Annotated in this window: 22 protein-coding genes, 1 tRNA gene and 1 pseudogene; 11 read left to right on the forward strand and 13 right to left on the reverse strand. The window is 58.3% G+C overall.

Annotation, left to right across the window (positions count from 1 at the left end; genetic code table 11):
• Positions 1–6 precede the first annotated feature (6 nt).
• Complete coding sequence (locus ICA15_RS19340; RefSeq protein WP_042557187.1) at positions 7–420, forward strand: hypothetical protein; 414 nt, start codon at positions 7–9, stop codon at positions 418–420.
• A 6-nt stretch (positions 421–426) separates the two neighbouring features.
• Positions 427–879 (forward strand): hypothetical protein, encoded by a 453-nt coding sequence (locus ICA15_RS19345; protein ID WP_210554358.1) that lies wholly within the window; start codon positions 427–429, stop codon positions 877–879.
• A gap of 71 nt (positions 880–950) precedes the next feature.
• Here ICA15_RS19345 and gabP read toward each other — a convergent pair whose 3' ends face one another.
• Positions 951–2,342: a GABA permease gene (gabP, locus tag ICA15_RS19350; RefSeq protein WP_210554359.1), complete on the reverse strand. Its 1,392-nt coding sequence runs from the start codon at positions 2,340–2,342 to the stop codon at positions 951–953.
• Between the two features lie 554 nt (positions 2,343–2,896).
• Here gabP and ICA15_RS19355 point away from each other — a divergent pair.
• The 7 genes and pseudogenes from ICA15_RS19355 to ICA15_RS19385 all read left to right on the forward strand — a co-directional run.
• The gene (locus tag ICA15_RS19355) at positions 2,897–3,670 is read left to right on the forward strand and encodes an ABC transporter ATP-binding protein (protein ID WP_042557182.1); all 774 of its coding nucleotides are present in this window, start codon (positions 2,897–2,899) and stop codon (positions 3,668–3,670) included.
• Positions 3,671–3,683: 13 nt separating this feature from the next.
• Positions 3,684–4,433, forward strand: coding sequence for an ABC transporter substrate-binding protein (locus ICA15_RS19360; protein ID WP_150593870.1), 750 nt, complete (start codon positions 3,684–3,686; stop codon positions 4,431–4,433).
• A 78-nt stretch (positions 4,434–4,511) separates the two neighbouring features.
• Complete coding sequence (locus tag ICA15_RS19365) at positions 4,512–5,207, forward strand: ABC transporter permease (RefSeq protein WP_047299331.1); 696 nt, start codon at positions 4,512–4,514, stop codon at positions 5,205–5,207.
• A complete protein-coding gene (locus ICA15_RS19370; protein ID WP_047299330.1) occupies positions 5,204–5,893 on the forward strand; it encodes an ABC transporter permease in 690 nt (229 codons plus the stop codon). The genes ICA15_RS19365 and ICA15_RS19370 overlap by 4 nt, the downstream gene beginning before the upstream one ends.
• Positions 5,874–7,109 (forward strand): methyltransferase, encoded by a 1,236-nt coding sequence (locus ICA15_RS19375; protein ID WP_210554360.1) that lies wholly within the window; start codon positions 5,874–5,876, stop codon positions 7,107–7,109. The genes ICA15_RS19370 and ICA15_RS19375 overlap by 20 nt, the downstream gene beginning before the upstream one ends.
• Before the next feature lie 417 nt (positions 7,110–7,526).
• Positions 7,527–7,602 (forward strand) — tRNA-Thr (locus tag ICA15_RS19380).
• Between the two features lie 102 nt (positions 7,603–7,704).
• Positions 7,705–7,830 (forward strand): annotated as a pseudogene (locus ICA15_RS19385) (DUF3077 domain-containing protein); the annotation flags it as partial.
• Positions 7,831–7,874: 44 nt separating this feature from the next.
• Here ICA15_RS19385 and ICA15_RS19390 read toward each other — a convergent pair.
• Both ICA15_RS19390 and ICA15_RS19395 read right to left on the reverse strand, forming a co-directional pair.
• Positions 7,875–8,555 carry an RES family NAD+ phosphorylase gene (locus tag ICA15_RS19390; protein WP_210554361.1) on the reverse strand — a complete coding sequence of 227 codons (681 nt, stop codon included), beginning with the start codon at positions 8,553–8,555 and terminating at the stop codon, positions 7,875–7,877.
• The gene (locus tag ICA15_RS19395) at positions 8,552–8,962 is read right to left on the reverse strand and encodes an MbcA/ParS/Xre antitoxin family protein (RefSeq protein ID WP_150617438.1); all 411 of its coding nucleotides are present in this window, start codon (positions 8,960–8,962) and stop codon (positions 8,552–8,554) included. Before ICA15_RS19395 ends, ICA15_RS19390 begins: the two co-directional genes overlap by 4 nt.
• Positions 8,963–9,294: 332 nt before the next feature.
• Between ICA15_RS19395 and ICA15_RS19400 the strand changes: the two genes are divergently transcribed.
• Positions 9,295–10,221: a LysR family transcriptional regulator gene (locus ICA15_RS19400; protein ID WP_115146028.1), complete on the forward strand. Its 927-nt coding sequence runs from the start codon at positions 9,295–9,297 to the stop codon at positions 10,219–10,221.
• Here ICA15_RS19400 and ICA15_RS19405 read toward each other — a convergent pair.
• The 6 genes from ICA15_RS19405 to ICA15_RS19430 form a co-directional block, all read right to left on the reverse strand.
• A complete protein-coding gene (locus ICA15_RS19405) occupies positions 10,138–10,455 on the reverse strand; it encodes an AzlD domain-containing protein (RefSeq protein WP_150596790.1) in 318 nt (105 codons plus the stop codon). The genes ICA15_RS19400 and ICA15_RS19405 overlap by 84 nt on opposite strands.
• Positions 10,434–11,150 (reverse strand): AzlC family ABC transporter permease, encoded by a 717-nt coding sequence (locus tag ICA15_RS19410; protein WP_150604053.1) that lies wholly within the window; start codon positions 11,148–11,150, stop codon positions 10,434–10,436. The genes ICA15_RS19405 and ICA15_RS19410 overlap by 22 nt, the downstream gene beginning before the upstream one ends.
• Positions 11,147–11,524, reverse strand: a complete 378-nt coding sequence (locus ICA15_RS19415) for a GNAT family N-acetyltransferase (protein WP_210554452.1) — start codon at positions 11,522–11,524, stop codon at positions 11,147–11,149. The genes ICA15_RS19410 and ICA15_RS19415 overlap by 4 nt, the downstream gene beginning before the upstream one ends.
• Before the next feature lie 79 nt (positions 11,525–11,603).
• Entirely contained in the window at positions 11,604–12,350 is a 747-nt protein-coding gene (locus ICA15_RS19420; protein WP_150604054.1) for a 2OG-Fe dioxygenase family protein, read from the reverse strand.
• Positions 12,351–12,582: 232 nt separating this feature from the next.
• Complete coding sequence (locus tag ICA15_RS19425) at positions 12,583–13,869, reverse strand: OprD family porin (RefSeq protein WP_150604055.1); 1,287 nt, start codon at positions 13,867–13,869, stop codon at positions 12,583–12,585.
• Positions 13,870–14,166: 297 nt separating this feature from the next.
• Positions 14,167–14,835, reverse strand: coding sequence for a DsbA family protein (locus ICA15_RS19430; RefSeq protein ID WP_210554362.1), 669 nt, complete (start codon positions 14,833–14,835; stop codon positions 14,167–14,169).
• Positions 14,836–15,089: 254 nt separating this feature from the next.
• Here ICA15_RS19430 and ICA15_RS19435 point away from each other — a divergent pair, with 254 nt between their 5' ends.
• Complete coding sequence (locus ICA15_RS19435) at positions 15,090–17,183, forward strand: TonB-dependent receptor (RefSeq protein ID WP_210554363.1); 2,094 nt, start codon at positions 15,090–15,092, stop codon at positions 17,181–17,183.
• A 148-nt stretch (positions 17,184–17,331) separates the two neighbouring features.
• Here ICA15_RS19435 and ICA15_RS19440 read toward each other — a convergent pair whose 3' ends face one another.
• The 4 genes from ICA15_RS19440 to ICA15_RS19455 all read right to left on the reverse strand — a co-directional run bounded on the left by ICA15_RS19440 (position 17,332) and on the right by ICA15_RS19455 (position 22,977).
• Entirely contained in the window at positions 17,332–17,544 is a 213-nt protein-coding gene (locus ICA15_RS19440; protein ID WP_150604059.1) for a hypothetical protein, read from the reverse strand.
• Between the two features lie 245 nt (positions 17,545–17,789).
• Complete coding sequence (aguA, locus tag ICA15_RS19445; protein WP_210554364.1) at positions 17,790–18,896, reverse strand: agmatine deiminase; 1,107 nt, start codon at positions 18,894–18,896, stop codon at positions 17,790–17,792.
• Between the two features lie 5 nt (positions 18,897–18,901).
• A complete protein-coding gene (gene aguB, locus ICA15_RS19450) occupies positions 18,902–19,780 on the reverse strand; it encodes an N-carbamoylputrescine amidase (RefSeq protein WP_150617433.1) in 879 nt (292 codons plus the stop codon).
• 284 nt (positions 19,781–20,064) lie between these two features.
• Positions 20,065–22,977 carry an aminotransferase gene (locus tag ICA15_RS19455; protein ID WP_210554365.1) on the reverse strand — a complete coding sequence of 971 codons (2,913 nt, stop codon included), beginning with the start codon at positions 22,975–22,977 and terminating at the stop codon, positions 20,065–20,067.
• Positions 22,978–23,041 lie beyond the last annotated feature (64 nt).

Genomic DNA, 23,041 nt, shown 5'->3' on the forward strand with positions numbered 1-23,041 from the left:
CACATCATGGCCTCCGCCAACAAGCAGCAAAAACGCGCCGCCCGGGCCAAAACCAAGGCCAAGCAGAACCGCACCAAACGCGCCGAAGCGCCGGTCGAGCTGGATCCGAACGATGACCGTATCGACTTCGAGTCGGTGGACCTGACCGAGCTGTTCAAGAAAATGATCGACGCCGAGAAGATCAGTCAGCAAGCGATGTGCACCGCATTCCTCGAAGACCCGCTGCTGGAACTGGTCTACGAACAGGAAGGCGAAGAAGGCTCCATGGATTTCATCCTCGCAGCGCTGATCGAGTATCGCCAGTGGTCGCAGGAAACCGACGAGGCCGGCGCGCTGGCGTGGATCGAATCCCCGGCGTTCCAGGCCGACTATGTGGCGGCGTCCGACGCCATCGCTGCACAAACCCAACAGAAGAACTGAGTTCCCATGGCATCCCTGAACAAGCAACAAAAACGCGCCAAACGCGCCAAGGCCAAAGCCAAGCAAATCCGTATGGTCGGCCGCAAGCCGCTGGATCAGGACGAAGACCTCGGCCACCTCGCCGAGCCGATTCCGGAATACACCCTGGCGATGTTCAGCAAAATGCGCGACGCCGAAGCCATCAGCCGCAACGACATGCTGCTGACGCTACTGCGCGAACTGGCGTTCATCATCATCGATCATCCTGATCTGCTGGACATGGAAAACGCCGACAACGAAGGCATGGCCGCCACCCACCTGGCCGCCGACATGTTGATCGACTACCGCATGTGGGCCGACGGCATGACGATCGAAGCCGCACAGGCCTGGCTGAGCGAGCCGCAGTTCATCACCGACTTCGGGATTGCGCTGGATGCTTATGGCAAGTCGGTGGAATCGCAGGAAGAAAAGAGCGAGTAAATCCGCGCTCACAAACAAAAACGGCCGCTAGTCATCACTGACAGCGGCCGTTTTGCATTACGCGTTGCGGATCAGTTCAACACCACCGCACCACGTTTTTCCTGCTTGCGACGGCGAGACACCAGCAGACCGGTTGCCACCACCATCAGGCTCAGCAGGCCGGTGGCGAGGATTTCCACGCGGTGCGCTTCCTGGAACAACATGATGGTCAGGGCCGCGACGATGAAGATGATCACCGCGTAGGTCAGGCCCGGGAACAGCCACATGCTGAATTCGATTTTCTCGCCACGGGCCATGCGCTGTTTGCGCATCCGCAGTTGCGAGAACGCGATCACCAGGTACACCAGCAGTGCGATCGCACCGGAGCTGGCCAGCAGGAATTCGAACACGGCGGCCGGCGCCACGTAGTTGGCGAATGTGCAGAGGAACGCGGCGCCAGTGGACAACATCACCGCCCAGTAAGGCGTACCGCTTTTGTTGGTGCGAGTCGACATGGCCGGTGCGTCACCGCGCTTGCCGAGGGAGAACAGCATGCGCGACGAGGTATAGAGCGCCGAGTTCAGGCAGCTGGTTACGGCGACCAGAACCACGATGTCGACGATCATTTTCGCGTTCGGGATGCCCATGCGTTCCAGTACGGTCTGGTAAGAACCGAGGTTCGCCAACATAGGATCGTTCCATGGCACCAGCGCCACGACGATGAAGATCGACACGAGGTAGAACAAACCGATCCGCCAGATCACCGAGTTGGTGGCCTTGGAAATCTGTTTGCCCGGGTCTTTCGATTCCGCGGCCGCGATGGTCACGATCTCGGTCCCCATGAACGAGAACATGGTGGTCAGAATCGCGCCCAACACCGCGCCCATGCCGTTAGGCAGGAAGCCGCCGCTGTCGAACAAGTGCGAAACGCCGCTGACCTGGCTGTTCGGCAGGTAGCCGAAAATTGCCGCAAGGCCGAGCCCGATGAACCCGATGATCGCCAGCACTTTAACCAGCGCAAACCAGAATTCGAACTCGCCGTAGTTTTTCACGCTGAACAGGTTGGTCACGGTCAACAGCAGGGTGATGACCAGCGCAAACGCCCAGATGCCTACGTCGGGGAACCACGCGTGCAGGATGGTCGCGGCGGCGTTGGCTTCCAGCGGAATCACCAACACCCAGAACCACCAATACAACCATCCGATGGTGAAGCCGGCCCAGTGCCCGATGGCACGGTCGGCATACGTCGAGAAAGAGCCGGTGTCGGGCGAAGCAACCGCCATTTCGCCGAGCATCCGCATCACCAGCACCACCAGGGTACCGGCGGCTGCATAGGCCAGCAGCACTGCAGGACCTGCGGCGGCGATGGCGTGGCCGGAGCCAACGAACAGACCGGCGCCGATTACACCGGCGATCGACAACATGGTCACATGACGCGGTTTGAGCCCCTGTTCGAGGCCATTGGAGCTTGGGGTACTGCTCATCGAAACTACCTTTGCAAGGAAAGCGATTGCGTCCGGCCCGTCCGAAATTTCCTTCTCGTAAAAAGAAACCAACGGGGCGTTCCTTATTCTGCACGCAATAATTGCGCCAAAATATTTCAAACTCTTTCGGGCCGGGGCTTTGCGCGCGACCGGACAGTCATCGCAAGTCATTGGATTTAATGGCAATCTGCCAGAGCGTTACCCTGCGACTCACTTTTAAAGACGAATCCGCGCACCAGAAACACACTGAAAAAGTGTGGGATGCACAATAAAAGGGCGAATCGGGAACGTTCGGCCGGATAGCGCTTCCAACACCCCGCCAAAGCTGGCAACATCGCGCCTTTTTTTACGCGACACCCACGCGATTGCACGTTCAAACACCCGTTCGGTTGTTGATGGGGCGACAGTCTGCTGTGCTGATGCGACAACCCGCCACATGCCACCCGTTTACCGCTCGTAGCGCTGTTGGCTGCCATTGAAACGCTATGCTAGCTTGGCCGCCTCGCCAGGAAGGCCATCAAACAGCAGGAGCGCAACATATATGAGGAACGCACATGGCTGAGGCCACGCCCGCGCTTGAAATCCGCAACTTGCACAAACGCTACGGACAGCTTGAGGTGCTCAAAGGCATCTCGCTGACCGCACGCGACGGCGACGTGATCTCGATCCTGGGTTCCTCCGGTTCCGGCAAGTCCACGTTCCTGCGTTGCATCAATCTGTTGGAAAACCCGCACCAGGGCCAGATCCTGGTGGCCGGTGAAGAACTCAAGCTCAAGGCCGCCAAGAATGGCGAACTGGTTGCCGCCGACGGCAAACAGATCAACCGCCTGCGTTCCGAGATTGGTTTTGTGTTTCAAAACTTTAATCTGTGGCCGCACATGAGCGTCCTCGACAACATCATCGAAGCCCCGCGCCGCGTGCTCGGCCAGAGCAAGGCCGAAGCCATTGAAGTCGCGGAAGCACTGCTGGCCAAGGTCGGCATCGCTGACAAGCGCCACGCCTACCCGGCGCAACTGTCCGGTGGCCAGCAGCAACGCGCGGCCATCGCGCGCACGCTGGCGATGCAGCCGAAGGTGATCCTGTTCGACGAACCCACCTCCGCCCTTGACCCGGAAATGGTTCAGGAAGTACTTAGTGTCATCCGCGCATTGGCCGAAGAAGGCCGCACCATGCTGCTCGTGACCCACGAAATGGGCTTCGCCCGTCAGGTCTCCAGCGAAGTGGTGTTCCTTCATCAGGGCCTGATAGAAGAGCAAGGATCGCCACAGCAGGTGTTCGAAAACCCGCTTTCGGCGCGCTGCAAACAATTCATGTCCAGCAACCGCTAACGGAGCAACATGCATGCAGAACTATAAAAAGGTCTTCCTGGCCGCCGCCGTCACCCTCGCGTTCAGCGCCGGTGCCATGGCCGAAACCCTGAAGATGGGCATCGAAGCGGCTTACCCGCCGTTCAACAATAAAGACGCCAGCGGCAACGTGGTCGGCTTCGACAAAGACATCGGCGACGCCCTGTGCGCCAAGATGAAAGTCGAGTGCACCGTAGTCACCTCCGATTGGGACGGCATCATCCCGTCGCTGAACGCGAAGAAATTCGACTTCCTGATCTCGTCTTTGTCGATCACCGAAGAGCGCAAAGGCGCGGTGGACTTCACCGACCCGTACTACTCGAACAAGCTGCAATTCATCGCACCGAAGAACGTCGACTTCAAAACCGACAAGGACTCGCTCAAAGGCAAAACCATCGGTACGCAGCGTGCCACGCTGGCCGGCACCTGGCTGGAAGATACCTATGCGGATGACATCAAGGTCAGCCTCTATGACACCCAGGAAAACGCCTACCTCGACCTGACCTCCGGCCGCGTCGACGCCATCCTCGCCGACAAGTACGCCAACTATGACTGGCTGAAAAGCGAAGCCGGCAAGAACTACGAGTTCAAAGGCGACCCGGTCGTGGAAAGCGACAAGATCGGCATTGCTGTGCGCAAGGGCGATCCACTGCGCGAGAAGCTGAACGCTGCACTGAAGGAAATCGTCGCTGACGGTACCTACAAGAAGATCAACGACAAGTACTTCCCGTTCAGCATCTACTGATCCTGACCTGCGGAACCGGCGCCGTGATGCAACGGCGCCGGCTCCCGACCTTGCCTGCAGCGATTTGAAAAGAAATCCATGATTATCGACCTTTACGGATTCGGCCCGGCGCTCGCCGCTGGCGCGCTGATGACCGTCAAACTGGCTCTCTCGGCCCTGTGCCTGGGTCTGGTGCTCGGTCTGCTCGGCGCCTTGGCCAAGACTTCCCCGTACAAGCCGCTGCAATGGCTTGGCGGCTTTTATTCAACCCTGGTGCGCGGCGTCCCGGAATTGCTCTGGGTGCTGTTGATCTACTTCGGTACGGTCAACCTGATGCGCGCGCTCGGCGAATTTTTCGGCAATCCCGATCTGGCACTCAGCGCCTTTGCCGCCGGTGTCATCGCGCTCGGACTGTGTTTCGGCGCCTACGCCACGGAAGTGTTTCGTGGCGCAATCCTCGCCATTCCCAAAGGTCACCGTGAGGCCGGCGTGGCCCTGGGCCTGTCGAAATGGCGGATCTTCACCAAGCTGATCATGCCGCAGATGTGGCGCATCGCCCTCCCGGGCCTGGGCAACCTGTTCATGATCCTGATGAAAGACACCGCGCTGGTGTCGGTGATCGGCCTGGAAGAAATCATGCGTCATGCGCAGATCGGCGTGACCATGTCGAAACAGCCGTTCACCTTCTATATGGTTGCCGCGCTCATGTATCTCGGCCTGACGGTGGTGGCAATGACCGGCATGCACTTCCTGGAAAAACGCGCCGCCCGCGGCTTCGCGAGGAGCGCTCAATGAACTGGGAAGTCATCATCAAATGGCTGCCAAAACTGGCGCAGGGCGCGACCCTGACCCTGGAACTGGTGGCCATCGCCGTGATCGCCGGCCTGTTGCTGGCGATTCCGCTGGGCATCGCCCGCTCTTCGAAGCTGTGGTACGTGCGTGCTTTGCCCTACGCCTACATCTTCTTTTTCCGCGGGACACCGTTGCTGGTTCAGCTGTTCCTGGTCTATTACGGCCTGGCGCAGTTCGACGCTGTGCGTAACAGCCCAATGTGGCCGTACCTGCGCGATCCGTTCTGGTGCGCAACGGTAACCATGACCCTGCACACCGCGGCGTACATCGCCGAGATCCTGCGCGGCGCAATTCAGGCCATCCCACCGGGTGAGATCGAAGCGGCGCGTGCCCTGGGCATGTCCAAGCCCAAAGCGATGTTCTACATCATCCTGCCGCGGGCAGCCCGCATCGGCCTGCCGGCCTACAGCAACGAAGTGATATTGATGCTCAAGGCCAGCGCCCTGGCCAGCACCGTCACCCTGCTTGAATTGACCGGCATGGCCCGCACGATCATTGCTCGCACCTACCTGCCGGTGGAAATCTTCTTCGCCGCTGGCGTGTTCTATCTGGTGATGGCTTACGTGCTGGTGCGCGGCTTCAAGCTGCTGGAGCGCTGGCTGCGCGTCGATGCCTGCCAAGGGCGCTGAAACTTCCCACGTGCTGACGGGCGAGGACCTACTCGTCCGTTTCACGGCACTGGATACTTTTCTGACAGCTCATCAGGCGTTGTGGAAACCTCGACCGTTCACTCATCTGCAGCTTCCCTGGGAAGCGTCCTACCCGGAGCTGGCCTCATGGCTACGCGGCCGGTCGCTGCAAGATGCGGAAAATGCTCACAACCACCCTGCCAATCTTGCCGATGCGCCGGAGCCGTTCGCTTCATTGGCAGCGTTGTCGGCCGAACTGAGTGCGGTCGGAGAGTTACCCGGACATGCGCTGGAAACTGCGGGCCATCGATTGAATGTTGATGTACCGGGGCGTAAATGGCAGCAGATCGAGGCGTTCGGCAGTCGACTGTCCTTCGCATCGCAACCGACGCATTGGCTGGACTGGTGCTCGGGCAAGGGGCACTTGGGGCGGCGTCTGCTGAGCACCGGGCAACAACTGACTTGCGTTGAATACGATCCGGCGCTGGTTGCCAGTGGTCAGGCGCTTAGCCAGCGTCATCATTTACACGCGCGGCATGTTGAACAGGATGTTCTGGCGGCAGATGCTTCAGCCGTATTGAACGCACTTCACACGCCGGTTGCCCTCCACGCCTGCGGTGATCTGCATGTGCGACTGATGCAACTGGCCAGCGCCGCCGGTTGCCGACAAATGGCAATCGCCCCGTGCTGCTACAACCGGATCAATCGCACGGAATATCAGGCGTTATCCCTGGCCGGCGCGGGATCGCTCCTACAGCTCTCGCTAGAAGATCTGGCACTACCGATGAGCGAAACCGTCACCGCCGGTGCACGAGTCCGACGCCAACGCGACACCTCGATGGCACGACGCCTTGCCTTTGACTTGCTGCAACGGCAACTGAGCGACATCGACCAATACCTGCCAACCCCTTCGCTACCCAGCGCCTGGCTGGAAAAACCATTCGCCGATTACTGCCGCGATCTGGCAGCGCTCAAAGAGTTATCCACAATCGGCCCGCAGGATTGGCCAGCTCTGGAAGCTGCCGGTTGGCAGCGGTTAGCCGAAGTTCGCAACCTGGAATTACTTCGCGGATTATTCCGACGACCACTGGAGCTTTGGCTAAATCTGGATCGAGCACTTTTCCTCGCCGATCAGGGATACGTCGTGCGCCTTGGCACCTTCTGCGATACGCCACTCACACCGCGTAATTTCCTCCTGCTCGCCGAACGCGCTTAAAACACTCCAGCCTGTGGATAACTCTGTTGATGAAATTCTTGTGGATCCAATATCCACGCCTGTTTCGTGGCTTTAACACTACTGGTCATTTTTTGTTCATATGAATAAATAACCGGTAAAACAGGGATTTGCGAACAAAATGAGAATGCGTCCACAAATACTCACACTTGAACGCGATCCTGCCGATCAGTTGTGCATAAGCTTCCATTCAAAACGACATAAATCAGCTGATACGAAGCAGATCTGACAAAAAAGTCGCCGTCTCAGGCGAGAAGTTCAAACCTCGAAAGTGCCTGTTTTCAAGGGTGGAGACCCAGAGATAACGCCTTCGTTGAGCCTGCTCCTGCACCTGCATAAAAATAGTCTGAATTCAGGGGTTTACAGATTTAACCCAATCGCTATAATCGTCGCCCACACGCCGGTATAGCTCAGTTGGTAGAGCAACTGACTTGTAATCAGTAGGTCCCGGGTTCGACTCCTGGTGCCGGCACCATACAAAACAAAGCCCCTGCAGAAATGCAGGGGCTTTGTTGTTTCTGGCGTGTTTATATTTTTGGCGCACCGTCTTCAGTAACAATAGACCCTCACTGCGGACTCTTCAGTCTCTCGCGATCCAAACCCTCACGCTTGTGCCTCGCAATATTCGCAAGAATTGAGCAAGGCGCTAATCGATGATGTGTTGAAAGTAATGGACGCGCCGCCAGGTAAGCCGTTGATGTAAATCGCCCTCGTGAAGCCCTCGTTGATACGAGGGCTTTTTGCATTTCAGACCTGACTGATCTCCAACACAAACGACATCCTGCCCTGGCTCGCACTCCACACATATCTCAGATGTTTGCCCTGCTTGGGAATCGAAACTGCCGGTGGCCGGAACGCGGCGACGCATTCGTGCCCGGCCAAGCGAACGCTGTTGTAAAGCAAACCCCAGGATTGGGCTTCACGTAGCTGCCGGGCGAATGCCTGAGAAGGGCCGTAGGCATCAGGATCAGGGTTGTGCAGGTTCGGATAGTCGTGGCGAATGTCGTGCAGCGGTTTGACGACTCGGTTGACGTAGGTGCGCATGGTCAATTCGAGGTCTGCTTCGTTGGTGGCTGCGAGAAAGCGTTCCTGGTGATAGCAGGTTTCGGCGATAGCCGCGGCCTGGCTGCTGGCGGCGTAGTAAACGCCGAAGGTGCCGTCGGTGAAGCGGCTGCTTTTGCCGATGTGGGTGAACGCAGCCATCACCGGGGTCGACCCGGGGCCTGAGAGCCGATCTTCCGGGCGCACCCGGTCAAGGACGCCCGCCTGAGCGATCAGACGATCGTTGGTCAGCGCTTCGAGGGCGTAGGCAATTTCCAGGTCTTCGGGGTCGAGCACGTCTTCGAACAGCGCAATTGGCGGGAAGCTGCTGTTAACGATCCGGTAGGCGCGCGGCCAATGCGGATCGGCCAGCGCTGGCGTGCTCAACCGCGCACTCCGTCGAGGTAGCGTCGTACATCGGCGATATCGACCACGCGTCCTGCCAGCATGTAGTCCAGAGCGGTTTGCCCATTAAACGGCGCAGCAGTGTTCGGGCTGCTGACCCACGTATAAGCGCGCTCGCGGCTGTTGCTGAAGATGATGCTCAACGCCTTGTGAATGCCCATCAGGTAGGAGATGCGCTCAAGGGTGTCGTGGGGTAGGCGCACGTTTGGCGGCAGGTGTTTGTACTTGTAGAACGTGGTGTTGCCGACACCGCCGAGCAATGTGCGTTGCTGCTCGGCGTTGCAGCCCCACCGCTCCATGAGGTTGAAGAAAAACTTCAGCGCGACGCGACCCGCTTCGGGGGCGTCAAGTTGTTCGCGTGGGGTGAGGGCTGGGATTGAGGTAGACATGGTCTCCTCCATTAGTAGGTGACGTGCCATGAAGCCTAGTACAGATACGAATGCTTGTTTTATTTTTATCCGCTAATGAATCAGATCGTTATCCAGATGAAGTCGTTGAAAAGCCATGTTTTATCATTTCACGTGAGTATTTTTTGACCCCAATCACCCCCGAGTCATCAAAAACCCCGATCCTGTGTCAGCCTCCAGCCATCGGCGGGGACATCAATTCGCTACTAAACCCGCGACAACTATGCTCAGGTGCAGGAATATAGCCGGCATATGGCGCCGGACCGGTCGTCTCGTAAACAACAATACCCAGCCCACTTCAGAGGGCATTACCCATGGATAGCAGAACCTTACGCAACCTCATGCGCATCGTGCAGACCGGCTCGTTGTCGGCCGCAGCCGAGCATTCGTGCCTGACCGTGCAGGCATTGGCCGCGCAGTTGAACAAGGTCGAAGAGCAGTTCGGTTTCCGCTTGTTTCGTCGTTCCAACAAAGGGCTGACGCTGACGCCTCAAGGCACCGAGCTGACGCCTTATATGGACAGAGTGCTGATTGCCACGCGACAGATGGAAGAAAAAGTCGAGGCGCTCAAAGTGCCGGGGCAACGCACGTTGAAGGTTGCGTTAAACAACACGTTGTCGCCTGACTTCAATCGGCGAATGATCGGACGCCTGATTGAGGTGTTTCCCGATTATCAGATGGAATTCAGCTACGCCGAGTCGATGGAAAACCTCAGCAAGCTGAAAAACGAAGACTTTGACCTCGCGGTGCTGATCGGCCCGCAGCGTCCGGGTTTGCCGAGCATTGTCCTGCCGGATGTGCAGGTGCAGGTGGTCGGCGCGCATTGTGGGCAGGAGAACGATCCGCTGACGTTGCTGGGCAACAAGTTTCAGGTGCGTCCTGCGGAAGATTGTCCGTATTCCCACAGCTTCTTGCGTTTTCTCGACGCCGGGCTGGGCAATCACGAGAACGGTCAACGCATGGTCTACTCCTGCAGCGAGACCCTTACGTTATCGCTGATAACGCAGATGGATGCCGTTGGCATGGTTTCCCGCGAGGCCGCGCAGAAGAACGGCCTGACGATCTTCCCCGGTTTCGAGGATTTCCTTGAGGTGCGGCTGGCGATCAATAACCCGGACCTGTCGAACCAGGCGTTGAGCGACGTGGTCGATCTGCCGCTACATGAACGAGCCGAGCGCAATGTACGCAGCCGTCCCAACCGCCACACTGAGAAAGAGGTTTTTGCTGAAATACGCACATAACAACGTCGGAATCGCAGCATAGAATTCCGGGCGATCGAGCTGTATGTGCTGATCCTTGATCAACAAGGGAGTCAGGCTGATCGCAGCGACGATCGCCACTGGCAGGTATTCCAGCGCGCGCGCGATAAACGGCGGCCAGTGCTCGGTGTTGATCTGCAAGGGCAATGCCCGTGGCAGAAAGGTCACGGCCATCATCAGCGCAACCACCAGAATCAGGAACGTTTGGTCAGGCATACACCCACTCCGCAGCCCACAAACGTGGCGATAAACACATTAAACGGCGAGCTGCCGACCAAGCTCAGTGCGCCCATGCAAACCACAGCGGCCGCGGCGGCGATGAGTTTGTTGCGGGTGTTGCACAGCGACACCAGCACATAGAGCATCATCGCCGTCAGTGCGTAGTCGAGCTGATATTTGATCAAGTGCGCCGCGTACTGGGCGCAGACCGCGCCGAGCAAGCCACCGAGCACCCACGAGGTGTGGCAGAACAGGTTGAAGCCGATCAGATAACGCACGTTGACCGGCGCGCCGGTGCCGAGTTTTACGCTGTGGAAAGCAAAGGATTCGTCGGTCAGGCCACCGGCGTAGCACCATCGCTCCATGCGACTGAGCCCTAACGCACGCAGGGCTTTTGCCATGTACACCGACATCAGCATGTGCCGCGCATTGATCAGGAAAGTGGTCAGCACAATGGTGGTCAGCGAAGCACCGCTGGAGATCAGCGCCAACGCGGCAAATTGCGAAGCGCCGGCATAAACGAATAAACACATCGCCACGGGCAGCCACATTGGCAGCCCCGCGTTGACGGCCATCAAGCCGAATACGAACGCCACCGTGAAATACCCGGCGACCACCGGGCTGGCTTCGGCAAACGTACGCGACGGCTGATGGTTGACCATCAGCGGCGCACTGCCGGACGTTTCATTCATAGATCCCTCTCAAATGTCCGTTCGCCGTGAGGCTCGCAAAAACCCTGGGCAGTCCAAAAACGCTTGCCCGCGAGGTTAGCATCGTCGACGAACAGAAACATCCGCAACACGCCGACACGTTTCATGTCGGACGACGCCGCTTCAACCAAGCGTTGACCGACGCCCTGGCTGCGATACAGCGGACTGACAGCCAGATGATTGATGGTGCCGCGACTGCCGAGCATCCCGCCCAGCACCGCGCCGACGATCTCGCCGGCCACGTCGAAGGCCAGAAAGGCCGTGGTGGTTTTCTGGATTAATACTCCGCGCAGGCACTTGGCGTCCTGCCATTCGCAGAAGGACACCTCGTCGAACTGGCGGAAGAAGCGCTCCATGCGCTGCGCATCCTTGGCCGTGGCGCGCCGCAGCAGCACCGGCGTCGAGCATTCGACGCCGTCGATTGGGGTGATCTGATTAGCGAACAATGTCGAAAGCGGTCCCGGGCCGCGAGAAGGAAATCGCCAGAATCTGCCGGTACGCCATGGCATGGGTGTGCGAGTTGCGCGCCGGGGTCACGTAGTGGCGCATGTCGCGGTCGAGGAAGTAGGTGGTATCGAGAATTTCCTGGTAAGTGGTCGACGCCAGTTGATGCTCGTGGATGTCGTACAAACGACTCTCTGCACCCTCGACATTGTTGCGGCCCCAGAAGTGCACACCGCTGAACGGATAACCGTCGCAATGAATCCCTTCGGGGGTGATTTCCAGCTGTTTGCCGGGTTTGATCTCGATGCGGATCTGATGGATCTGGCACTGCCAGATCTCGTCGTGCAGCTCTTCCGGCAATACGCTTTTGTACACTTCGAAATCGGTGTCGATCAGGCTGCGCATCACTGGCGATGAAATCACTTCATCGGAAAAGTCCTGGAAGTGCCGGACCAGACCGCCGACATAGGCGTTGTTTTCCTTGGACTGCACGTACGCGCGATGTTCGAGCTGAGTCAGTTCGCGAGTCTTGGGGTTGTATTCAAAATCGCTGTAACGACGGAAACGCATGCCGGCTTCGGCCTGACCGTAGTAACTGTCAGGTTCCATGTTTTCCCAACTTTTGGTCAGTCTGACGAAGTCGGCGAAATGACCGTAGAGATTGAAGTCACCACCCTGGACGTTGACGTATTTGTCGCGCCGTAGCGATTCGCCCACTTCTCTGTTCAAAACGATCATTACCAAATTCTCCGCTGCATTGAGCGGCCTAATCTATTAGGTGCAGAATTTGCGTCCATGAGAAAGAATTTCAGGCATTTAAAGCGCTGTTTGAAACGGGGTTTGAAGCGACTGAAAAACAACTTTTACATGACAAAAACACGGGTTTTTTCCGGTTTTTTATAAAAATACGTCGAAAAAAAACCCCGAAACAGTCGGGGTTTTTCTCAAACTTGTTACACCTGATCGTTCATCAGAAGATGTTGATCGGGTAGTCCACAAATACACGCAGCTCGTTGCCGCTGACGTTGTACTCGCTGGATTTCTGCGAAACACGCAGGATCGAGCTGCGCAGTTTCACGCTCAGGTCTTTGGCCGGGCCACTTTGCACGACGTACTTGAACTGGTTGAAGATTTCGCGCTCGGTGCCGCCTTCGCTGGTGGACGTGGTGATGTTGTCGCCACGCACGTAAGCGAAGTTGTAGCTCAGACCCGGTACACCGAATGCGCCGAAGTCCAGGCCATAGCCCAACTGCCAGCTGCGTTCGTCTTCAGCGTTGAAGTCGGACCAGTAAGAGTTGGCCAGGTAGATGGTGTTGCCACCGTCGCCGACACGATTTTGATCTTTCTGATAGCCGCCGTAGGCGTAGCCCAGGTTGCTGTCGCCGGTGGAGCGCTGGTGCGCCACGGTGAACGAGTGCGGACCAGTAGCGAAAGTTGCTGCCAGGCTCCAGATCTTGTTGTCGTCGCCAGTTACACCGTTTTCGCGGACATAGGAGTTGTCCAGTTTGGTGCGATAGCCATTGAAGTCCAGGGTCAGCGACTGATCCTTGTTGAACGGCAAGACGTAGTTGGCGTTCACGTATTGTTTCTTCAATACGTCTTCAACGTCGGAGGCGTAAAGCGCACCTTTGAAACGTTCAGTGAACTGGTAGCTACCGCCCAGTACGTTGATCGACTTCAGACCACCGCTGTCACGGCCTTCATCGCTCTTGCGCGATTCGGCGGTGAAACGACCGGCGTTCAGTTCCAGGCCTTTGATCTCTCTGGAAGTGATCAAGGTGCCGGTGTAGCTTTCCGGCAGCAGGCGCGAGTTGTCGTAGTTCAGCACCGGCAGGGCCGGCATCTGATCGCCGTAGGTCAGCACGGTGTTGGAGAAGCGGAACTTGACCGCTGCACCGCCCTTCGCGATGTCATGGTTCGCGCGACCGTCATTTTCTTGCTTGAAGAAATCGATACCACCGGCGCCGCTACGGCCTTTGCCGCCATCCAGACGCAGTGCGTACAGACCGAAGGCGTCCACACCGACACCGATGGTGCCTTGAGTGAAACCGGACGAGAACGTGCCGATGGCCGCTTGGCCCCACTCGGCTTTGTCGTCGTTACCGTCTTTGTAATCACGATTGATGTAGGCGTTGCGCAGCAGCACTTTGAGGCTGCTGTCTTCTTGAAAACCCTTGGACTCGGCCTGGTCGTTAGCCATGGCCTGTGTAGCGCTCAACATCCCCAGAGCGATCAGGCTGATTCGCTTGTTCAACATTTTATTTTCCTTATTTCGGGTTGAAACGCGCTGTGTCGAACGGCTGAAACGGCGCTATTGCGCTCTTTTTTCACCCCGAAACAAAAAGGCCCGCCCACGACAAAGTCGTGGCGGGCCTTCTTATTATTTTTGAGTCATGGCGGTTGGCCACAGGCGTTGGGCCGAATCGTAGCCGCGCCCTTAACATTGTGTCAATTTCAAGAATCGTCTTTAAATAGGCGAAAATCGTCTAAGAAACGTAAATTTAACGCTCACTCCTTGCACGGAAATGCGTTAAGCCAGTGAATCCAGCGCCTATCAAGCACAACCGTCAAGACCACAAAACGCGGAAGACTCGCCAGTATCGTCGCTGCCAATCGCCTGCCCTAACCAATCGGCAAAGGCTTGCGGCTTGCCCAGCCAAGGGCTGATATCGATAAGCGTGTATTGGCCGTCTTGTTCCAACGCGAGCGTCGGGAATCCCTGCCCGCCCAACTGAGCAAGCAGTGCGCGACTGGCTTTTATGTGTTGCTCGGTATCCACGGATTTAAACGCGGCCTGAAAGATTTCCTCGACGTAGCCCAGGTCAATTGCGAGCTCCAGAAGTACAGATTCATCGGCAATCCGCCGCCCTTCCACGTAATGCGCAGCCTGCAAACGCCCGAGCACCTCCAGACCACGGCCGTCGATTGCCTCTGCTGCCAAAACGGCAGCGATCGGTGGTGTCGAGTCAAAGACGGCCGTGTGATCGCGCAGCAAGCCGTCGAAATACGCTTCGCCAAAAGGCTGGCCGGTGTATTCGGCAATGCGCCGATCGTGGGGCATGACGTAATTGCGCAACTGCGGCGAAACGCTTTGGCGGTTGGCGCCGCTCATCATCCCGCCCGCATGAGCGCTCACCGGCAGCACTGACTGCGCCGCTTCCACCAACGGTTTGGCGCCATAGCACCAACCGCACAATGGGTCGTAAATGTAGTGAAGGATCATCAGAAAACTCCGGCATAAACGTGGGAAAGTTGATGCAGGCAGACTAGTCCTCAAGCCAATGCGGAAAAACGCCGGAATGGCTCTCAGACTGTTTCGTGAATCGGGCGAATTGTCCGAACGGTCAGGTTGTATCGAGTTCGACACAAATTGAAACAATCACATAAGGGAACTTCTCAGGAATAATTAACGGAAGCAAATGCAAAGCATTACCATTCGCGCGCTTGATTCTTCCAACCTTTCGGATGCGCTTTTCAATGCCTGCCCCGTTCCGTCTTACGCCCGTCACCCTTGGGCTTTCTGCTTTTCTGTCCAGCGGTTTTGCCTACTCCGCGACCGAATTACCCGCCACCGCCATCAGCGCTGAAGCGCAAGCCGATGATCCGCGGGTAAAAGTCAGCAACACCGCGACCCGTACCTCGACTCCGGTGCGTTATGTGCCGCAGGCCATTGATTCGATCAAAACGTCGAACGTTGCCAATTACGGCACCAACGATATCGGCGATGCCCTGAGCGGCATGCCCAACGTCAGCAGCAGCGCCGACACCCGCTTCGACAGTTTGCGGATCCGCGGCTTCGACGCCAGCAACGACTTCTATCTGGACGGCATTCGCGACGACAGCCAATACAAGCGCGACTTGCACAACATCGAACGCGTCGAAGTGCTCAAAGGCCCGGCGGCCGTGTTGTACGGCCGCGGCAGTCAGGGCGGGATCGTCAACCGCGTGAGCAAAGCGCCAGAGGCCGGCCGCCGCTCGACCATTGAAGCCCAGGGCGGCAGCGAAGATCTGCGCAGCCTGTACGCCGACCTCAGCACCGACCCGAGTGACAACATCAGCCTGCGCCTGAACATGGGCAACATGGATGAAAACAGCTTTCGCGATGGCGTCAGCGGTAACCGCCAACTGTTCGCACCGTCGATGAGCTGGCAACTGACGCCCGACCTGAACTGGCTGGTGCAATACGAATACAGCCGCTACAACCGCACCCCTGATCGCGGGATTCCGGGCGTGAATGGGCGGCCGGCCGATGTCGGTCGCGAGACCACCTACGGCAACGATCACGACTTCATCGACGACAAGTCGCAATCGCTACGCTCCAGACTCACTTACGAAATCAACGACAACTGGCAACTTCGCCAGACCCTCGGCGTATTCAAGCTCGACAGCGATTTCGACAACACCTACCTCACCGGTTACACGCCCGCGACCAACAAGGTTACGCGCCAGCACTGGCAGCAGGATCTGACCACTCGCAACGTCTACAACAACGTCGAACTCGAAGGTGGTTTCGATACGTTTGGCCTTGAGCATCGTTTGCTCACCGGTATCGAAATCGGCAGCCAGCGCCGCGACCCGACCTTGTACAACGCCGCCACCGGCAGAACGCCAGGCGCGCAGCCGGTACCGTCGCTTGACCTGTTCAACCCGAATCGCGATCTGCGTCACACCGGCGCCATGCAGGTCTCCAGTAGCAGCCACACCGAAGTCGAAAGCCGCGCGGTCTACGTGCAGGATCAACTGCGTCTGAACGACCAATGGCAACTGCTCGGCGGCTTGCGCTACGACACGTTTGATATCGAGTCGACCAACAAGCTGCGTAACATTTCCGAAGATCGCGACAGCCACAGCACCAGCCCGCGCGTGGGCCTGGTCTGGACGCCGCTGGAGAATCACTCCTTCTACGCCTCATGGTCGAAGACCTTCTCGCCAGTGGGCGGCGGCCTGATCGGCATCACGCCGGGGGCGGCCGGCAACACCAACGACCTGAGCCCCGAGCTGACCAAGCAGAAAGAAATCGGCGTGAAGAGCGACTGGCTCGATGATCGCCTCAGCACAACGTTGGCGATCTATGACCTGGAGCTCTACAACCGTCGCACCACCGATCCCAATGATCCGACCCTGACGGTGATGTCCGGTCTGCAACGCTCGCGCGGGATCGAACTGACCGCTACCGGCAACCTCGTCGGCAACTGGTACGTGCGCGGTGGCGTCGGTATGCAGGATGCGAAGATCGAGAAGGACAACAACGGCCTGGAAGGCAAACGCATCAACAACGTCGCCAAGCACAATGGCAGTCTGTTCCTGACCTGGAAACCGGAGATGGGCTGGTACGGCGAAACCGGCCTGACCCTGGTCGGCCAGCGTTATGCCGACAACGCCAACACCACCGTGCTGCCGGGCTATGGCCGTTGGGATGCGCTGGTCGGTTATCGCTTCAAGGACTGGGATTTGCGTACGGCGTTGAACAACATCACTGATCGCGAGTATTACGCGTCAGCGACCAGCGCCGCGCAGATCATGCCAGGGGCGCCGCGTAGCGTGGTGATGACGGGTACCTACAGTTTCTGAAGCAAGATCAAAAGATCGCAGCCTGCGGCAGCTCCTACAGGGGAATTCGCATTCCAGTGTAGGAGCTGCCGCAGGCTGCGATCTTTTCAGCCGCGCAAAAAAAGCGCCGCCATCCCGGCAGCGCTTTCACCAATCCCTGTTGTTTTTCTTATCCCTCCATCACAGCCCACAACGCTTCCAGTTCGGCCTCGCTGAACAGGTCAGCGGGGTAGCGCTCGATCATCATCCGGCGCGGATCAGGTTCCCTGATCTGACGCGTTCCATTGGACCTCAAAAAGTGCGCGACCATCTGGAGCGATTCGCCGTTTACGGCCATGGGATGCAACGTCCGCTCGCTGACTACGTTCACTTCGGCGTTCATTTCAGCGCTCTCTCCCCGGTCATGAGCGGCTAAGTTATCCAAGGTTTATGACAGAACTGTTGAAGTTCTCCTCCCTCCCTAGTGCACCAGGACAAATACAAGAGCTGTGCCAAGGTTTGCGATTTGTCGACAAGTGGATACAAAGAAGCCCGCAGTCCTGTCGGGCTGCGGGCCTCTACGCGTACCTGGCGAGCTAATCGTTGCTCGACTGATTTGCCAATCAGCTCAAGCTGTTACGACTCAACTCACTCTTTGTGCGGCGCTGGCTGCTGTTGGGTAAGGCAGTGAATATTGCCGCCACCCAGTAACAGTTCGCGGCCCGGCACCATCACCACTTCGTGTTGCGGAAACAGGTTCTGCAGAATTTCCCGGGCCGGGGCATCCATTGGATCGTCGAAGCTCGGCGCGATGATGCCGCCGTTGACGATCAGGAAGTTCACGTAGGAACCGGCCAGACGCTCGGTAGGATTACGTTCCTGCGAGCCGTCCACTTGGTCGACGCCAGCGCACTCTTCTTCGGTCGCATACAGCGGCCCCGGAATCGGCATTTTGTGCACCGTGAACGGGCGACCCTTGGCGTCGGTGCTGCTTTGCAGCACTTTCATCGCCGCCTGACAGCGCGGGTAGTTCGGGTCCTGTGGATCATCGGTCCAGGCCAGCAATACTTCACCCGGACGCACGTAGCAGCAGAAGTTATCCACATGACCGTCGGTTTCGTCGTTGAACAAACCGTCCGGCAGCCAGATGATTTTATCCACAGCCAGATTGTCGCTCAGCACCGCTTCGATCTCTTCGCGCCCCAGATGCGGGTTGCGATTGCGGTTGAGCAGGCATTCTTCGGTGGTGATCAACGTGCCTTCGCCGTCGACATGAATCGAACCGCCTTCAAGCACAAAACCTTCGGTGCGATAGCGCGGGCTGCGCTCGATCTCGAGGATCTTGCCGCCAACCTGCGAATCGCGATTCCATGGCGCGTACAAACCACCGTCGAAACCGCCCCAAGCGTTGAAGTCCCAGTTCACACCGCGTACTTCGCCGTTGTTATTGATGACGAATGTCGGACCGCTGTCGCGTACCCAAGCGTCGTCGCTGGACATCTCGACCACGCGGATATTCGGCACGTCGAGGCGCGCGCGGGCGTTTTCGTACTGGCCGGCGGACACGGCAACGGTCACCGGCTCGAAACGGGCGATGGCTTTGGCCACCGCCGCGTGTGCAGCCTGCGCCGGTTTGCCGCCCAGACGCCAGTTGTCCGGACGCTCGGGCCAGATCATCCAGGTCTGTGTTTGTGGCGCCCACTCGGCCGGCATGTGGAAGCCGTCGGCGCGTGGGGTACTTTTCAATGTGGTCATCGGGATCAGGACTCCAGGGAACCGTCGAGGGTTTTCAACGCGCCGTACAGATTCGGCCGGCGGTCGCGGAATGAACCCCACGCGCTGCGAATATGTTCCAGCTCGTCGAGGTTGAAAGTGTGCACAAGAATACCTTCTTCGGTTTTATTCAGCTCCTGCACTTTTTCGCCGAACTGGTTGGCGATGAACGAAGAGCCGTAGAACGTGATGTCATAGCCGTCCTGTTCTTCGTTGCCGATGCGGTTGCTGGCAATCAGCGGCATCAAGTTTGCGCCGGCATGTCCCTGCTGCACGCGCTGCCAGTGATCGCGCGACGAAATAGTCTTGTCGTGCGGCTCGCTGCCGATCGCGGTTGGATAGAAGAGGATTTCCGCACCTTGCAGGGCCATGCTGCGCGCCGCTTCCGGGAACCACTGATCCCAGCAGATGCCCACGCCGATCTTCGCGTAACGGGTGTTCCACACCTTGAAGCCGGTATCGCCCGGGTTGAAGTAGTACTTCTCGTGGTAACCGGGGCCATCCGGAATGTGGCTTTTACGATAAATCCCGAGGTTGCTGCCATCGGCATCGATGATCGCGATGCTGTTGAACCGCGCACGCCCGGCCAGTTCGTAGAAGCTGATCGGCAACACCACTTGCAGCTCTTTGGCGATTTTCTGGAAATGCTTGATGGCGACGTTTTCTTCAACGGTCGTGGCAAGTTGCAGATAGTCCGGGTTGGGCTTCTGGCAGAAGTACGGCGCTTCGAACAATTCCTGGATCAGGATGATCTGCGCGCCTTTGGCGGCGGCTTCGCGCACCAGTCTTTCGGCAGTTTCGAGGTTGGCTTCCAGGTCCCACGAACAGGCCATCTGAGTGGCGGCGACGGTAACGGTACGGCTCATGAATCATCTCCGGGCAAGTGCTTTGACGGTCGAGGTTTCGACCGAAGAGAAAAAACGCGCGCACCGGATAGCCATCGCCATGCCGGAGCAATGGCGACTTTATAGCCGATAAATATCGGCTTTAAAAGCATTTAACGATCAACTCATCTAAAAATAACTACAAATTACCGATATAAATCCGCTTTATGTAGGAGCTGCCGGAGGCTGCGATCTTTTGATTTTGCCTTTGAAAAGCAAGATCAAAAGATCGCAGCCTTCGGCAGCTCCTACAGGGGATCGGTGGGTTACAGGCCTTCTTCAAGCACCCGATCGAGCATGTCGACGAAGAAATCCACGCTGCGCCGCGAGGTCACCATCGGCGGTTTGATCTTGAGAATGTTCAGATCATCCCCCGTCGGCTGCATGAAAATCCCCAGCTCGCGCAGGCGATCACACAGCAATGTGGTCTCTTCTGTCGCCGGTTCCAGTGTGTCGCGGTTGCGGATCAGTTCCACACCGAGATAGAAACCGGAACCGTGCACTGCGCCCACCAGCGGATGTTTATCGATCAACGCTTCGAGTCGTGCCTTGAAGTAGCCGCCGACCACCTGCGCGTTCTCCCAGAGCTTTTCTTCTTCCATCACGTCGAGCACCGCCATACCGATCTGGCAGCTCACCGGACTGCCGCCGGCCGACGAGAAGAAGTAACCCTCGGCTTCCAGCGCCTCAGCGATGTCCCGGCGCGTGATTACCGCGCCCAGTGGCTGACCGTTGCCCATGCCTTTGGCCATGGTGATGATATCCGGCACCACGCCCTGCTCTTCGACACCCCAGAAAAAATGCCCCATGCGCCCGTATCCGACCTGCACTTCGTCGGCAATACACACACCGCCCTGCGCGCGGACCAGCGCGTACACCTGCTTCAAGTAACCCGGCGGCAGCGAGATACCCCCGGCATTGCCGTATACCGGCTCGCAGATGAACCCGGCCAGTTGGCGTTTTTGTTCGGCGATTTTTTCCAGATGATGTTCGACGCTGCGCACGTAGTCCGGCGCCGAATCGAGGCCGCGGAACTCGCCACGATAGGTGTTCGGCGCGGGCACCGGATGCACCCAGTCCGGACGGCTTTCGAGGGCTTTCGGGTTGTCGGCGACCGAAGTCGAGACCGCATCGGCGCCGATCGTCCAGCCGTGATAAGCCTCAAGCACGCTGATCATGTCGCGACCGCCGCTGTAGGCCCACGCCAGACGAATCGCCAGGTCATTGGCTTCGCTGCCGCTGTTGACCAGAAACACCCGATCCATGCCCTCCGGCGCCAGCTTCAGCAAACGCTCGGAAAACTCGGCCACCGCCGCATAGTTGAACCGCGAGTTGGTATTGAGCAGCGACCACTGACGGGCCGCGACCGCCGCCATGCGCGGATGGCCGTGACCGAGCACCGCCACGTTGTTGAGCATGTCGAGGTAGGAGCGGCCCTGCATGTCGATCAGGTGATTGCGCCAGCCGCGTTCGATACGCGGCGGGTCGACGTAATAATGTTTTTGCGTGCGGGCGAAACTGGCATCGCGGCGTTCGAGCAACGTTTGCGAATCCAGCTCCGGTTCGGCATCGCAGGCCAGTCCCAGCAAAGTGGCCGGTGATGGGCACGACGCCTGCCACGCGGGTGCATGGGACGGCGTACAGAACAGCGGCGCATCCAGATCCGCGCCGCGAATCAGTTGCACGCTCAACGGTCCGCTGACCGAACCCAACACCTGACCTTTGACCAGCGCCGCGCCACTGTGCAGCGTTGCCGCCACACCCCACAGCCGAACGCTGAGCTGCGGGCCGTCCAGTTGCAATGCCCCGTCTGCCTTTTGATGCAACACGCCGGCAAACGGCGCTTCCACCGCAGTACCATTTGGCACGCGCAACTCGACGTGCAGCGCAAAGGTATCCGGTTCATCAGCACTGTCGGGCCGGGTGCGTGACAAACGGTACTGACCATAACGACTCGCCGCCAGACCATGGGCGGCGGCGGCTTCGTTCAGCAAGCGTTGGTCAATGCCCTCCTGCTCCCAGTTGCCCGCCTCGAAATGCGGACTGAGCACGCCGAGATCAATCAGCGCAAATTCGCGCCCGACCAGCTCTGGCAATAACGGCGCGAAACCTTCGCTATTGATTGCCGGCAATGTCTGACCCACCGCATTGAGAATTGCCGCCTCCATCAACGCCAACGGCACTGAAGTTGCGACGCGGAAAATCTCCCACTCGTGGCTGAGGTTGTCGCGGCTGTAGGTGTTATCCGGATCGATACTGACTTGTTGCTCGCCACTGAGCACCAGCACCGCCGCGCGGGCGACGATCAGTGGCCATAACGCTTGCAGCTCTTCATGTTGCAGCGGATTGACCGCGTGATAGGCCTGAACCGCCGGCAGAATCACAAACGGATCGCCACCGGCATGGTGCAACAACGCCGCGCAGGTCACCGACAGATCGGTGATACGCCAGGTGCGCACCAGATCGCCGAAGTCGATGACACCCTGCAATTGCCAGTGGCGCTGCGCGTCACGCTGCCACACCACGTTGTCATCGGTGATATCCATGTGGATCGCCTGCACCGGCAGCTTGTCCAGCAACGGCTGCAAACGACGCTCGGCCTGTTCGGCGGCGTCGGCGATCAACGTGCGTTGCTGTTCGTCCTCGATCACCGGTAGCAAGTGGCTGATCAACGCGCTGGCGTGGCGTGCATCCCACTGCAAAGTGCGCTCAAGACCCGTATGGTCGAACCCGGCCAAGGCCAGGTCCATCTCGCCGCAGAGCCGGCCAAATCCGGCGACCACTGCGTGGCCCAAATGATCGAGGTGCGTCAGCGGCTGGCCTTCGATGTAATCCAACAGCCGCACATGGACGGCCTCGCCATCGACCTCAAGCGACAACAAATCCTGACCGTTATTGGCCGCAATGACCCGCGGCACATGCACATCAGAATGCTCGGCCAGATACTTGAGGCCAGCGTGTTGAGCCTGTAGCTCTACAAGGGCGTAGTCGCCCCGGCAGATTTTCAGCACAAACCGCCCGCGCGCACTGTCAACGCGGTAGTTGAGATCCTGCTGGCTGCCAAGGGCCTGCAACGTGCCGCTGAGCCCGTAATGCTCGGCCAGCCATTGCAGGGCCTGCGCCTCGCTGACTTGCGGGCTGGGCAGACTGGCGCGATGAATCAACGTGGCGAGCGACATGAAAAGACCCCTGGAATTTTATTAGGCGCTTATATCGCCATTGCTTCTGGCGAGACGCAACCCC

Origin of the sequence: Pseudomonas sp. P116, from assembly GCF_020149425.1 — a bacterium.
Classification (GTDB): Bacteria; Pseudomonadota; Gammaproteobacteria; order Pseudomonadales; family Pseudomonadaceae; genus Aquipseudomonas; species Aquipseudomonas anatoliensis.

What these genes read in the sequence shown, in the direction of transcription:
- ICA15_RS19400 (WP_115146028.1), top strand. Translation starts at nt 9,295, where the DNA reads ATGGATAGCAGAACCTTACGCAACCTCATGCGCATCGTGCAGACCGGC.
- ICA15_RS19410 (WP_150604053.1), bottom strand. Translation starts at nt 11,150, where the DNA reads ATGAATGAAACGTCCGGCAGTGCGCCGCTGATGGTCAACCATCAGCCG.
- ICA15_RS19420 (WP_150604054.1), bottom strand. Translation starts at nt 12,350, where the DNA reads ATGATCGTTTTGAACAGAGAAGTGGGCGAATCGCTACGGCGCGACAAA.
- ICA15_RS19415 (WP_210554452.1), bottom strand. Translation starts at nt 11,524, where the DNA reads ATGGAGCGCTTCTTCCGCCAGTTCGACGAGGTGTCCTTCTGCGAATGG.
- ICA15_RS19370 (WP_047299330.1), top strand. Translation starts at nt 5,204, where the DNA reads ATGAACTGGGAAGTCATCATCAAATGGCTGCCAAAACTGGCGCAGGGC.
- ICA15_RS19405 (WP_150596790.1), bottom strand. Translation starts at nt 10,455, where the DNA reads ATGCCTGACCAAACGTTCCTGATTCTGGTGGTTGCGCTGATGATGGCC.
- ICA15_RS19435 (WP_210554363.1), top strand. Translation starts at nt 15,090, where the DNA reads ATGCCTGCCCCGTTCCGTCTTACGCCCGTCACCCTTGGGCTTTCTGCT.
- ICA15_RS19430 (WP_210554362.1), bottom strand. Translation starts at nt 14,835, where the DNA reads ATGATCCTTCACTACATTTACGACCCATTGTGCGGTTGGTGCTATGGC.
- aguA (WP_210554364.1), bottom strand. Translation starts at nt 18,896, where the DNA reads ATGACCACATTGAAAAGTACCCCACGCGCCGACGGCTTCCACATGCCG.
- gabP (WP_210554359.1), bottom strand. Translation starts at nt 2,342, where the DNA reads ATGAGCAGTACCCCAAGCTCCAATGGCCTCGAACAGGGGCTCAAACCG.
- ICA15_RS19375 (WP_210554360.1), top strand. Translation starts at nt 5,874, where the DNA reads ATGCCTGCCAAGGGCGCTGAAACTTCCCACGTGCTGACGGGCGAGGAC.
- ICA15_RS19340 (WP_042557187.1), top strand. Translation starts at nt 7, where the DNA reads ATGGCCTCCGCCAACAAGCAGCAAAAACGCGCCGCCCGGGCCAAAACC.
- ICA15_RS19455 (WP_210554365.1), bottom strand. Translation starts at nt 22,977, where the DNA reads ATGTCGCTCGCCACGTTGATTCATCGCGCCAGTCTGCCCAGCCCGCAA.
- ICA15_RS19425 (WP_150604055.1), bottom strand. Translation starts at nt 13,869, where the DNA reads ATGTTGAACAAGCGAATCAGCCTGATCGCTCTGGGGATGTTGAGCGCT.
- ICA15_RS19395 (WP_150617438.1), bottom strand. Translation starts at nt 8,962, where the DNA reads ATGTCTACCTCAATCCCAGCCCTCACCCCACGCGAACAACTTGACGCC.
- ICA15_RS19365 (WP_047299331.1), top strand. Translation starts at nt 4,512, where the DNA reads ATGATTATCGACCTTTACGGATTCGGCCCGGCGCTCGCCGCTGGCGCG.
- ICA15_RS19345 (WP_210554358.1), top strand. Translation starts at nt 427, where the DNA reads ATGGCATCCCTGAACAAGCAACAAAAACGCGCCAAACGCGCCAAGGCC.
- aguB (WP_150617433.1), bottom strand. Translation starts at nt 19,780, where the DNA reads ATGAGCCGTACCGTTACCGTCGCCGCCACTCAGATGGCCTGTTCGTGG.
- ICA15_RS19440 (WP_150604059.1), bottom strand. Translation starts at nt 17,544, where the DNA reads ATGAACGCCGAAGTGAACGTAGTCAGCGAGCGGACGTTGCATCCCATG.
- ICA15_RS19360 (WP_150593870.1), top strand. Translation starts at nt 3,684, where the DNA reads ATGCAGAACTATAAAAAGGTCTTCCTGGCCGCCGCCGTCACCCTCGCG.
- ICA15_RS19355 (WP_042557182.1), top strand. Translation starts at nt 2,897, where the DNA reads ATGGCTGAGGCCACGCCCGCGCTTGAAATCCGCAACTTGCACAAACGC.